This is a genomic window from Flavonifractor sp. DFI.6.63, assembly GCF_024462255.1.
Taxonomy (GTDB): domain Bacteria; phylum Bacillota; class Clostridia; order Oscillospirales; family Oscillospiraceae; genus Lawsonibacter_A; species Lawsonibacter_A hominis.
Window position 1 is genome coordinate 1 of record NZ_JANGBE010000033.1, and the last position, 13,062, is coordinate 13,062.

The 13,062-nt window shown below is 61.8% G+C and carries 7 protein-coding genes and 1 CRISPR repeat array; all 7 genes read left to right on the forward strand.

Annotated elements, in window-relative coordinates; genetic code table 11:
* Nucleotides 1–768: 768 nt before the first annotated feature.
* Nucleotides 769–2,892, forward strand: coding sequence for a CRISPR-associated helicase Cas3' (cas3, locus tag NE547_RS14480; RefSeq protein WP_256176254.1), 2,124 nt, complete (start codon nucleotides 769–771; stop codon nucleotides 2,890–2,892).
* A gap of 71 nt (nucleotides 2,893–2,963) precedes the next feature.
* On the forward strand, nucleotides 2,964–3,629 hold the full coding sequence (gene cas5c / locus NE547_RS14485) for a type I-C CRISPR-associated protein Cas5c (RefSeq protein ID WP_256176255.1): 666 nt from the start codon (nucleotides 2,964–2,966) through the stop codon (nucleotides 3,627–3,629).
* Nucleotides 3,626–5,386 carry a type I-C CRISPR-associated protein Cas8c/Csd1 gene (cas8c, locus tag NE547_RS14490; protein WP_256176256.1) on the forward strand — a complete coding sequence of 587 codons (1,761 nt, stop codon included), beginning with the start codon at nucleotides 3,626–3,628 and terminating at the stop codon, nucleotides 5,384–5,386. Before cas5c ends, cas8c begins: the two co-directional genes overlap by 4 nt.
* Nucleotide 5,387: 1 nt before the next feature.
* A complete protein-coding gene (cas7c, locus tag NE547_RS14495) occupies nucleotides 5,388–6,284 on the forward strand; it encodes a type I-C CRISPR-associated protein Cas7/Csd2 (protein ID WP_186908805.1) in 897 nt (298 codons plus the stop codon).
* Nucleotides 6,281–6,943, forward strand: coding sequence for a CRISPR-associated protein Cas4 (gene cas4 / locus NE547_RS14500; RefSeq protein WP_256176257.1), 663 nt, complete (start codon nucleotides 6,281–6,283; stop codon nucleotides 6,941–6,943). Before cas7c ends, cas4 begins: the two co-directional genes overlap by 4 nt.
* Entirely contained in the window at nucleotides 6,940–7,971 is a 1,032-nt protein-coding gene (gene cas1c / locus NE547_RS14505) for a type I-C CRISPR-associated endonuclease Cas1c (RefSeq protein ID WP_256176258.1), read from the forward strand. The genes cas4 and cas1c overlap by 4 nt, the downstream gene beginning before the upstream one ends.
* Before the next feature lie 7 nt (nucleotides 7,972–7,978).
* Entirely contained in the window at nucleotides 7,979–8,269 is a 291-nt protein-coding gene (gene cas2 / locus NE547_RS14510; protein WP_186908808.1) for a CRISPR-associated endonuclease Cas2, read from the forward strand.
* A 184-nt stretch (nucleotides 8,270–8,453) separates the two neighbouring features.
* A CRISPR array of direct repeats spans nucleotides 8,454–13,004; the repeat unit is 33 nt; unit sequence GTCGCTCCCCGCACGGGGAGCATGGATTGAAAT.
* The last annotated feature ends 58 nt before the right edge of the window (nucleotides 13,005–13,062 follow it).

Genomic DNA, 13,062 nt, shown 5'->3' on the forward strand with positions numbered 1-13,062 from the left:
ACAAGCTGAGGTCGGGACCACCCGTTTTACGGGTGGTCCCGACCTTCTTCACGGAAGCAGAGAACGGGACCTGCCCGGCTGCGCTCCGGTCCACGATCCCCAGCGTTTGGCTCTGGCGGCCCTATGCGCCACAGCACCGCGGGGGACCTTCCGCCGGCAGATCCCTGATGGAAACGATACAAAGCCCAGGAATGGCTGTATTCGGTTCAGGCCGCTAAAAAACAGGAAGCTCCCTCCTCAGAAGCACATTGCCTTATTCCGTGCTGCAGCCCTGGAGCGGCGCACGCTCAACTCAGGGTGCGTTCCCGCACGCCGGAACAGGATATGTGCAGATACGACAATATTACCCTTGCTCTGCCCGGCAAAATCCGGTATAATTAGACAACGGCAGGCTTGCGCCCATGCCGAAAGCCGCGCCGTGCAGAGAACCACTCTGCACGGCTTTTATTTGATCCGCACGCCGCGTGAGGGACTGAAATCGAACGCTTATCTGCAGGCCGTCCCGCACAATCGCCCCGTCTGTGGCACTTATGTTCCGGCAGAATCGAAACGTCCGTTTCGCAGAGCTTCAAGGTTTATTCTGAAGGCCAGGCCAGGATTGAAAAGAGACGGCCCGCCGGTCATCGGTCTTTTCCGCCAGAGCGGCGCAGTTTTTTGAACTCTGTCCGAAGATCTGCAAAACCGCCTGCCATGCGAAAATTCCCGCGCCGCCGTTCCTGTCTCGGATCAGCAAGCAAGACCTGGCCCAGAGGGGAGGACACAGAAATCATGCAGTATCTTGCCCACATCGCCGCGGATGGCCGCGAACAGACCGTTCAGGCCCATCTGGAGGGGACCGCCGTGCTGGCGGCCCAGTTTGCCCGGCCTTTCGGCGCGGAGGGGCAGGCGGAGCTGGCCGGGCTGGCCCACGACCTCGGTAAATACTCCGCCGCTTTCCAACGCCGGCTGCAGGGCGGGCCAAAAGTCGACCATTCCACTGCCGGGGCCGTGGAATGCTGGAAGTGCAAGCAGCCCTTCGCCGCCTTCGCCGTGGCCGGGCACCACGGCGGCCTGCCGGACGGCGGCGGGAAAACGGACCGCGAAGAGGCGCCCACCCTGTTTGGCCGCATGAATCGGAAACTGGAGCCATACAATAGCTGGTCCGGCGAGGTGGCACTGCCCGCCCCGCCGCTCCCCGCCTTTTCCCTGCGGGACCCGGCGGCGGGGATGTTCTTCACCCGGATGCTGTACTCCTGTCTGGTGGACGCGGACTTTCTGGACACGGAGGCCTTTATGGCCGGACAGCCCCGGGCGCAGGACTGCGGCGCATCCATGGACGCGCTGTGGGACAAGCTCCGGCGCTACATCGCGGGCTGGTTCCCGCCCAAGGGAGAGCTGAACCGGCAGCGGTGCGCCATTCTGGAGCGGTGCATGGCCCAGGGGGAACAGCGGGAGCCGGGGCTGTTCACCCTCACGGTGCCCACCGGGGGCGGCAAGACGGTGGCGTCCCTGGCCTTCGCCCTGGCCCACGCCAGGACGAAGGGCCTGCGGCGGGTCATTTATGTGGTCCCGTACACCTCCATCATCGAACAGACCGCCAAAACGTTCCGGGACATTTTAGGGGAGGAAAACGTGCTGGAGCACCACTCCAACGTGCAATACGATCTGGAGACCGAAGCCGATCCGAAGACCATCCGTCTGATCCAGGCCACGGAAAACTGGGACCGGCCGGTGGTGGTGACCACAGCGGTGCAGTTTTTCGAGTCCCTGTACGCCAGCCGTCCGTCCCAGTGCCGCAAGCTCCACAACATCGCGGGCAGCGCGGTGGTATTCGACGAGGCTCAAATGCTGCCCCTCCCCTATCTGCGTCCCTGCGTCCACGCCATTGCGCAGCTGGTGGAGCATTATCGTGTTTCCGCCGTCCTGTGCACCGCCACCCAGCCGGCGCTGGACCCCGTCTTCCGGGCGTTTCTGCCCGGCCGGCCGCCGGTGGAACTGTGCCCCGCCGAGGTCTGCGATCAGGACGTCTTTCGCCGGGTGAGGTTTCAGCGGGCGGGACGCCTGACCTGGGACGCGCTGGCACAGCGGCTGAACGGACACAGGCAGGCGCTTTGCGTGGTCAACGCCCGGAAGAGCGCCAAGGAGGTGTTCGACCGGCTGGAGGGAGACGGATGCTTCCATCTGTCCACCCTGATGTACCCCGCCCACCGGCAGGCCCAGCTGGAGGAGATCCGGCAGCGGCTGAGGGACGGGCTTGCCTGCCGGGTGGTGTCCACCTCCCTGATCGAAGCGGGGGTGGATGTGGACTTCCCGGCGGTTTACCGGGAGGAGGCGGGGCTGGACTCCGTCCTCCAGGCCGCCGGGCGGTGCAATCGGGAGGGCAAACGCCCCGCCGGGGAGAGCGCCGTCACCGTCTTCCAGGGGGAGGGCAAGCCGCCGAAGCTGTTTGCCACCGCCATTGAGGTGGGGCGGATGGTCATGGCTCGTCAGGCGGATCTTTCCTCCCGGGAGGCCGTCCACGACTATTTTCATGAATTGCTGGAGCTGAAGGGGCAGCACGCGCAGGATAGCAGCGGCATTTTGCCGCTGATCCGGTCGGAACCGTTCCCCTTCCGCAAAACGGCGGAGAAATTCCACCTCATCGACAGCCCCACCCGTACCGTCTATATCCCGGCGGGAGCGGGAGCGGAGCTGGTGGAGCGTCTGCGCGCCGGGGAGCGGAACCGCTCTCTGTTCCGCAGGCTGGGGCGGTACGGGGTGTCCGTCTATGAAAATCACTTCCAGGCGCTGGAGCAGGCGGGTGATCTGGAACTTCTGGAGGACGGCTCCGCCGTTCTCTCTAATCCAACGCTCTATGACGGACACACCGGGCTGTCGCTGGAGGCAGAGGAAGGCAAAGCATGGATTCTGTGACCCCGCGTTCGGCCTGTGAAACAAATTTTAATTTTTGCAATTTCAACCATACAGGAAGGAGTTGAGCGCCTATGTCCATCCGTTTGGAAGTCTGGGGCGATTACGCCCTGTTTACAAGGCCGGAGATGAAGGTAGAGCGGGTCAGCTACGACGTGATGACCCCGTCGGCGGCCCGGGGACTGATGGAAGCAATATACTGGCACCCGGGGCTCAAATGGAAGATCGACCGCATTCACGTCCGGGCTCCCATCCGCTTTTCCAATCTGCGGCGCAACGAAGTCAAATCCACCGTCAGCGCCCGCACGGCCCGCACGGTGATGGAGCGGGGGAAGGGGGAGCTGTACCTCTGTGCCAGCGGCGATATCCAGCAGCGGGCCGCCCTGCTGCTGCGGGACGTGCGCTACGTTATCGAGGCCCACTTTGACCTGGTCCCGGAGAAAATGGCCCCCGGCGACAACTGCGGCAAATTCCAGGACATCGCCAAGCGCCGCGTTCAAAAGGGGCAGTTTTATCACCAGCCCTGCTTCGGCTGCCGGAAGTTCCCCGCCCAGTTCAAGCTCTGCCAGGCCCTTCCCCCCTGTCCGGAGGAACTGAAGGGGGCGCGGGACCTGGGCTGGATGCTGTACGACCTGGACTACTCCGACCCGGAGAACATCACGCCCCGCTTTTTCCGGGCAGTCCTCCGGGACGGGGCGCTGGACGTGCCCCCCTGGGACAGCGAGGAGGTACGGGGATGATCTTACAGGCGTTGACGGAGTATTATGAGGTTCTGCAAAAACAGGGAAAAGCAGCCGCCCCCGGCTGGGGGCCGGTGAAAGTGTCCTATACCCTGTATCTTGGGGAAGGCGGTACGCTGGAGCGTGTGGCGTCCATCCAGATAGAGCAGCAGCGCGGGGAAAAAACCGTCCCGGCTCCGCAGATCATGTCCCTGCCCGCCCCAGAGAAACGAACCGTGGGTGTTGTGTCCAACTTCCTCTGTGACAATTCCAGTTATATGTTAGGCGTGGACGGCAAGGGCAGGCCCCAGCGGGCACTGGAGTGCTTTGCGGCCTGCAAGGCCCTCCACGAAAAAGTCCTTTCGGATGTGGACACCCCCGCCGCCCGCGCGGTGCTGGCGTTTTTCCAAAGCTGGCAGCCGGAAGCCGCCCCGGAACACCCCGCCCTGGCGGAGTATTGGGAGGACATCCTATCCGGCGCCAACCTGATCTTCCGTTATGACGGCGGCTTTGTCCACGACGATCCCGCCATCCGCAGGGCCTGGGAGCGGCACTACGGCGGCTCCGGAGATGACGGTGGGACAGAGATGGTGTGCCTGGTGACCGGCGAGAAGGGGCCGGTGGAGAACACCCACCCCTCCGTCAAGGGCGTGCAGGGGGCGCAGTCCAGCGGCGCGGCCCTGGTGTCCTTCAACGCGCCGGCCTTCTGCTCCTACGGACGGGAGCAGAACCGGAACGCCCCCACCAGCAAGGCCGCCGCCTTCGCCTACACCACCGCGCTGAATTACCTGCTCTCCGACCGGGAGCACGTCTATCGCATGGGCGACGCCACGGTGGTTTTCTGGGCAAAAAGCGGTGAGGCTGCCTACCAGAGCACCTTCGGCAGTTTATTCAGCGACACCTATGAGGAGAGCGACCTGCGGAACGTTATCGCGGAGCTCTGCAAGGGCCATAAAGCGGAATACGACGAGGCTATGCTGGACCCGGACATGGACTTCTATGTCCTGGGCCTGTCTCCCAACGCCGCGCGCCTCTCCGTGCGCTTCTTCCTGCGCAACTCCTTCGGGGGCTTCCTGCAGAATATTCAGGCCCACCGGGAGCGGCTGAGGATCGTCCGCCCTGCCTATGCAAAATTCGAGGTCCCGTCGCTGAAAGCCCTGCTGGACGCCACGGTGAACCAGAACTCCAGGAACAAGGACGCCTCACCGGAGCTGGCGGGTGAAATGCTCCGGGCCGTGCTGAACAACACGCCCTACCCCGCCACGCTGCTCAACGGCGTGACCTTACGCATCCGTGCAGAACAGCGCGACAAGGAGCACCCGGAGCGGCCATTTAAAATCACCTGGGAGCGGGCGGCAATTCTGAAGGCCTACTACTCCAAAAATCCGAACAAAAACGTACCAAAGGAGGTTTTGACCGTGTCCCTCAACGAAGCCAGCACAAGCATCCCCTATACCCTGGGCCGGCTGTTCTCCGTGCTGGAGGAGATCCAGCAGAAAGCCAACCCCGGCATCAATTCCACCATCAAGGACAAATATTTCAATTCCGCCTCCGCCACCCCCGCCGTGGTGTTCCCCACCCTCGTCAACCTGGCCCAGAAACACCTGAAAAAGCTGGAGGCAGGCTGGCGTATCTCTTATGAAAAAAAATTGCAGGGCATTACGGACAAGCTTGGGGAGGAGTACCCCGCCCGGCTGACCCTGCCCCAGCAGGGGGCGTTCCAGCTGGGCTACTACCACCAGACCCAGGCCCGCTATGAAAAAAAGGAGGAGAAATAAAATGTCTGAGCCCATTAAGAACCGCTATGAATTCGTGGTCCTGTTCGACGTGGAAAACGGCAACCCCAACGGCGACCCGGACGCCGGCAATATGCCCCGGGTGGACCCGGAGACCGGCCTGGGCCTGGTCACCGACGTGTGCCTGAAGCGGAAGATCCGCAACTATGTGGAGACCGTCAAGGAGGACCGTACCGGCTGGCGCATCTACGTCAAGGACGGCGTGCCGCTGAACCGCAGCGACGCCGAGGCCTATGCCGCCCTGGACGTAACGGAAAAGACCGTGAAGGAGAAAAAGAAGGCCGACCCGGAGCTGGATGCCAAGGTCCGTGACTGGATGTGCCAAAATTTCTACGACATCCGCACCTTCGGCGCGGTGATGACCACCTTTGTGAAGGCCGCCCTGAACTGCGGCCAGGTGCGCGGCCCGGTGCAGCTGGGCTTCGCCCGGAGCGTGGAGCCGGTGGTGCCCCAGGAGGTCACGATCACCCGCGTGGCCATTACCACCGAGGCGGACGCGGAGAAAAAGGGCACGGAGATGGGCCGCAAGTACATCGTCCCCTACGGTCTCTATCGCTGCGAGGGCTATATTTCCGCCAACCTGGCCCGCAAGACTACCGGCTTTTCTGAGGAGGATCTGGAGCTGCTGTGGCAGGCCATTCTGAATATGTTCGAGTACGACCGCTCCGCCGCCCGTGGGAAGATGGCGGTGCGGGAGCTCATCGTATTCAAGCACGACAGCGAACTGGGCTGTGCCCCCGCCTGGAAGCTGTTTGAGACCGTACACGTCGACCGGAAGCAGGCCGATGATCCCGCCCCCGCCCGCTCCTACGCCGACTATACCGTCACGGTGGACGAGGCCGGCCTGCCGGCCGGCGTCACGGTCACGCGCATGGGGTGACCGATACGGAAGAGGATCTCCTCCAGCTCTCCGGCCTGCAGCACTTTGCCTTCTGCCGCCGTCAGTGGGCCCTGATCCACGTGGAACACCAGTGGCAGGAAAATCTGCGCACGGTGGAGGGAGCCCTCTTCCACCAGCGCGCCCACGACGAAGCCCAGCGGGAACGCCGGGGAGACACGCTGATCCTGCGCGGGCTCCCTGTGATCTCGCATCGGCTTGGGATCACAGGGCAGTGCGACGTGGTGGAATTTCACGGCGCTCCGGACGGCGTGCCCCTCCGGGGCGAAGACGGTCTTTGGCTGCCCTACCCCATCGAGTATAAACGGGGCGCGCCCAAAGCGCACGACGCCGACCGCCTGCAGCTCTGCGCCCAGGCCATGTGCCTGGAGGAGATGCTCTGCTGCGTCATCCCAGAGGGTGCGCTTTACTATGGAGACCCCCGGAGGCGGACGCCGGTGCTCTTTACCGGAGGCCTGCGCCAGGCGGTCTCCGCCGCTTTGGAGGAGATGCATCAGCTCTACCGCAGAGGACACACGCCCAAGGTAAAGCCCGCCAAATCCTGCAGCGCCTGTTCCTTGAAGGAACTCTGCCTCCCGATCCTGCGGCGGCGGAGCACGGTGGCGGACTACCTTGCCCGGGCCATGGAGGATACGCCATGAAGCAGCTGCTCAATACCCTTTTTGTGACTTCGGAAGACATTTACCTGTCTCTGGACGGGGAAAATGTGGTGGCCAGCCGGGAAAAGCAGGCCGCGGCGCGCTATCCGCTGCATACGCTTTCCGGCATTATATCCTTTGCCTATCCGGGCGCTTCACCGGCTTTGATGGGCGCCTGTGCCCAGCGCGGCGTCTCCCTTGCTTTTTGTACGCCCAGGGGCCGGTTCCTTGCGCGGGTCTGCGGGGAAAGCAATGGAAACGTACTGCTGCGCCGCACCCAGTACCGAACGGCGGACGATCCTGCGCAAAGCTGCCGTATGGCGCGCTCCATGATTTTCGGCAAGCTGTATAACGCCCGGTGGAGCGTGGAACGTACCCGCCGGGACCATGGACTTCGGATCGATGGAGCCCGGCTGGAGCAGGCTTCGGCACGGATCAAAGCGCTGCTGCCCCTGGTGGCGGAAGAAACCTCTCTGGATGCCCTGCGCGGGCTGGAAGGGACTGGGGCCACGGCCTATTTCAGCGTTTTGGACGAGATGATTTTAGGAGAAAAACCCGTGTTCTCCTTTCCGGGCCGCAGCCGCCGTCCGCCGCTCGATCCCGTCAACGCCATGCTCTCCTTTTCGTACAGCCTGCTTGCCCACGATTGTGCGGCGGCTTTGGAAAGCGTGGGACTGGACGCCTATGTGGGGTTTCTTCACCGGGACCGCCCGGGAAGAAGCTCCCTGGCATTGGATCTGATGGAAGAGCTTCGCCCCTGTATGGCTGATCGCTTCGTGCTGACGCTGATCAACAACCGCATCGTAAAAAAGGCAGATTTCACGTATCGCGAAAATGGAGCGGTCCTGCTGTCTGCGTCCGCCCGGCGCAGCGTTCTGAAGCATTGGCAGGAACGAAAGCGTGAGAGCCTGACCCACCCCTATCTGGGTGAAACGTTATCCTGGGGAATGGTTCCGTACATCCAGGCGCTTCTTTTGGCGCGCACGCTCCGGGAGGATCTGGATGCGTATCCGCCGTTTTTGTGGAAGTGAGGCGTCTATGCTGGTACTGATTACCTATGATGTAAATACCGAGGATGCGGCCGGCCGCCGGCGTCTCCGGCAAATTGCCCGGCAGTGCGTCAACTATGGGCAGAGGGTACAATGCTCTGTCTTCGAATGCCTGCTGGACGCCGCCCAGTGTAAAAGCCTTCAGGCTAAGCTATGCGCTATCATGGACCCCAAGCGGGACAGTCTGCGCTTTTACTATCTGGGCAATCACTACGCAAAGAAAATCGAGCACTTTGGGTGTAAAACCACCTACCTTCCGGAGGAACCGCTCTTGATTTGACCGGTGCGAAGGGACAGCAATCAGAATATTCTTCGCCCGTTCGCACCACGAAATTTCTCGAAATGTCCTTATAAACGCTCCAATCTCTCGTGTTTTACCTCATACATACCGAGCTTTTGTTGCTGCCTATCTGAAACTTCGGCTATTTTGCCAAAATGCAACCCGTATTTTGGCTAATTTTGCTGTCGCTCCCCGCACGGGGAGCATGGATTGAAATATGGTAGGATACCTCCTGTATCTAACTTTGAAGGGGTCGCTCCCCGCACGGGGAGCATGGATTGAAATTCTCATTTTGCTTGTCCGCGTCCATCGCTTACGACCGTCGCTCCCCGCACGGGGAGCATGGATTGAAATCTGGTGGTCTCCGGCGTCCATGAGGGCAGCCGGGTCGCTCCCCGCACGGGGAGCATGGATTGAAATACGGAGACGTGGATATCCGCGGTGAATTGACTACAGTCGCTCCCCGCACGGGGAGCATGGATTGAAATGAATAACGCTGTGACAGACAAGGGCAGGATCCTACGTCGCTCCCCGCACGGGGAGCATGGATTGAAATAACGTGGTGGATCTGGACGGCGACGTGGTGGAGCCGTCGCTCCCCGCACGGGGAGCATGGATTGAAATAACGACGCCACGCCGCCCGTACTGATGTCCGCACCGTCGCTCCCCGCACGGGGAGCATGGATTGAAATATTTGGGCCGAGGCGCTGGGCTGATAGGACTGAGGTCGCTCCCCGCACGGGGAGCATGGATTGAAATTTACTCCCCAGCAGCATAATCAGCTTCGGCGAAAGTCGCTCCCCGCACGGGGAGCATGGATTGAAATCAGGATGTAGTCCACCACGCCCTGGGTCTCGTTGTCGCTCCCCGCACGGGGAGCATGGATTGAAATCGGGAACGCTATTACAACAGTGTGGATAAGGCGGGGTCGCTCCCCGCACGGGGAGCATGGATTGAAATCTCCAGTTCTGAGCGCCAGACTGTCAACACGCAGAGTCGCTCCCCGCACGGGGAGCATGGATTGAAATAAGGTCCAGTTTGAGGACCGGGCCAAGGTATCCACCGTCGCTCCCCGCACGGGGAGCATGGATTGAAATTGCGACTCGAATGGGCTGACGATTGATGGCTGGAGTCGCTCCCCGCACGGGGAGCATGGATTGAAATAGCTTCACCGCCTGCAGCCTGGACCGGGACGGACGTCGCTCCCCGCACGGGGAGCATGGATTGAAATACTATGGTGGCCGAACAGGTAATCGCGGCGCTGGGTCGCTCCCCGCACGGGGAGCATGGATTGAAATCATGTGAACCCCACGGAGATCACCCTGGAGGAGAGCGTCGCTCCCCGCACGGGGAGCATGGATTGAAATCTGGCGAACGTGGAGGTGTTGTAGTCACGGCCGCGTCGCTCCCCGCACGGGGAGCATGGATTGAAATCATACCGGAGAAAATTCCTCCGCATTTGATGCGCCGTCGCTCCCCGCACGGGGAGCATGGATTGAAATCACCATGCAATCAGGGCGGCAATGACCGTCCAGGGTCGCTCCCCGCACGGGGAGCATGGATTGAAATCAGTGATGGCGCTCCAGGCGTGACTATGGGTGGCCGGTCGCTCCCCGCACGGGGAGCATGGATTGAAATCTCGTCGGTGCAATCGTCCCAGAGGGCCTTGAGGGGTCGCTCCCCGCACGGGGAGCATGGATTGAAATAGGTATGTCCCGTGGGCCGCCGCATCCGCCGTGGGTCGCTCCCCGCACGGGGAGCATGGATTGAAATTGGAGATCAGCACTGACGGCGCCGCCTGGCAGAGTCGCTCCCCGCACGGGGAGCATGGATTGAAATTGGAGATCAGCACTGACGGCGCCGCCTGGCAGAGTCGCTCCCCGCACGGGGAGCATGGATTGAAATGGCGGAGCCAAGGAGGCCACCGGCGGCATGGAGGAGTCGCTCCCCGCACGGGGAGCATGGATTGAAATCAGCGCGGTCATTGAAAAGCAGATTGACCTGGTCACCGTCGCTCCCCGCACGGGGAGCATGGATTGAAATCCTTTTGTGCCGAAGTTGATCATGTTGCTAGGGCGTCGCTCCCCGCACGGGGAGCATGGATTGAAATTCCCACGACCACATTACTGCCTTGTGCGCAATATGTCGCTCCCCGCACGGGGAGCATGGATTGAAATTGCGGGACGTGAAGGAGCGGGGCCGGAGCCTGGACTGTCGCTCCCCGCACGGGGAGCATGGATTGAAATTCGTCGGGAGTCACCAGCTCGACCATCAGGCGGCGTCGCTCCCCGCACGGGGAGCATGGATTGAAATCCGGCAACCATAATGGCGCTCTGATGGTCAAATGTCGCTCCCCGCACGGGGAGCATGGATTGAAATCTGGACCGGCGGAGCACGAACAGCTGCATCGCGGCGGTCGCTCCCCGCACGGGGAGCATGGATTGAAATAAGGATAACGATCATGGGCAGGGACAGCAGGCACCAGTCGCTCCCCGCACGGGGAGCATGGATTGAAATGATTGCCCGATGCCTATCTTTGTAAAACCCAGTCCGGTCGCTCCCCGCACGGGGAGCATGGATTGAAATCCATCATCACCGAGGGCAGCGACGCCGCCAGGCGTCGCTCCCCGCACGGGGAGCATGGATTGAAATTTGTTGATAGACAGTTGGACCACCGGGGTCGCAACGTCGCTCCCCGCACGGGGAGCATGGATTGAAATGCCGGGATGCTCTGGCAGCTGGCGGAGCAGGTCTAGTCGCTCCCCGCACGGGGAGCATGGATTGAAATCGGGTGGCTGGCGATCCATGCGTCCAGGGCCTCGTCGCTCCCCGCACGGGGAGCATGGATTGAAATGCCTGGGTCCGTCGCTGCGACACATTGGAGGATGGTCGCTCCCCGCACGGGGAGCATGGATTGAAATCCTTTTGTGCCGAAGTTGATCATGTTGCTAGGGCATGTCGCTCCCCGCACGGGGAGCATGGATTGAAATTATTTCCGCGAGTTGGGCCTGTATGCTCAACTGCAGTCGCTCCCCGCACGGGGAGCATGGATTGAAATGCCTAAGCTGGTCATCGTCCGACATATGGTACTGGTCGCTCCCCGCACGGGGAGCATGGATTGAAATTCCCTGCCGCACAGCGCCAGGAACGCCTCCCAGCGTCGCTCCCCGCACGGGGAGCATGGATTGAAATAAAAACGCGGCCGCGGTCAAAGTCCTCGTAAGTAGTCGCTCCCCGCACGGGGAGCATGGATTGAAATAGGAAGCTGAGGACGGCGTTAACGCCGTCCCGGGTCGCTCCCCGCACGGGGAGCATGGATTGAAATAGGAAGCTGAGGACGGCGTTAACGCCGTCCCGGGTCGCTCCCCGCACGGGGAGCATGGATTGAAATAGCTGCGTCCATGGTCTCGCCGAATTTGCCCCGGAGTCGCTCCCCGCACGGGGAGCATGGATTGAAATTCCCTCCTTTATGCAGGTTGTGGTGCCGCGTCCGTCGCTCCCCGCACGGGGAGCATGGATTGAAATACGGATCGCGGACGAGGCGGCCCGGCACTGCGCCGTCGCTCCCCGCACGGGGAGCATGGATTGAAATCAGTTGATCTTTTTCATGGTGTAATCCTCCTATAGTCGCTCCCCGCACGGGGAGCATGGATTGAAATTGTAAATGCCGTAGCCCGTGGCAAAGAGGGACGTGTCGCTCCCCGCACGGGGAGCATGGATTGAAATGTGATCCCGATCTGGGACGCGCTCTTGACGTAGCGGTCGCTCCCCGCACGGGGAGCATGGATTGAAATCCCATGGGGTACTCCGTCATCTGCTTCAGCAGGGGTCGCTCCCCGCACGGGGAGCATGGATTGAAATCCGTCCTGGAAACGGTGACATAGCCCCGGGTCTTCCGTCGCTCCCCGCACGGGGAGCATGGATTGAAATATTGCCTGAAAGCTCTCCTCGTCCACGTCGAACGTCGCTCCCCGCACGGGGAGCATGGATTGAAATCCTTATGTCGTGGCCGGTGCGCGGCCCAGGTCTGTCGCTCCCCGCACGGGGAGCATGGATTGAAATGTGTTCGCCAACACGGCCACTACATCCAACAAGGTCGCTCCCCGCACGGGGAGCATGGATTGAAATACCGTGAAGTCGAATCCCAGGCTGTTCAGCCGGGTCGCTCCCCGCACGGGGAGCATGGATTGAAATCAAGGGCGAGTTCGACGTGGACGAGGAGAGCTTTCAGGTCGCTCCCCGCACGGGGAGCATGGATTGAAATCAGGGCGGTGTCTACAGGGACACCGGCTTTGCGCGTCGCTCCCCGCACGGGGAGCATGGATTGAAATACCGGGGCCGCGATGGACGGGCGTACTGGCCCCGTCGCTCCCCGCACGGGGAGCATGGATTGAAATCGATGTGATCAACCCGTCACACCTCCACGACCCGGTCGCTCCCCGCACGGGGAGCATGGATTGAAATGATACGCACTCTTGCACAGCCTCTGTACGGTCCTGTCGCTCCCCGCACGGGGAGCATGGATTGAAATCTTCATGCTATCGTGCGTATTGACGCCGGCACCTATGTCGCTCCCCGCACGGGGAGCATGGATTGAAATAGCAGGGATGGCGGGGCGTTTGCCCCGCCATCCCGTCGCTCCCCGCACGGGGAGCGTGGATTGAAATCACACATCCCCGGTTACATTCCCGGCAGATGGGAGGTCGCTCCCCGCACGGGGAGTGCGGATCGAAATACGTGCGATACGGTCTGCCGGCGCTGGCTGTAAAATCATGGATGAAACCTTCGGTAAT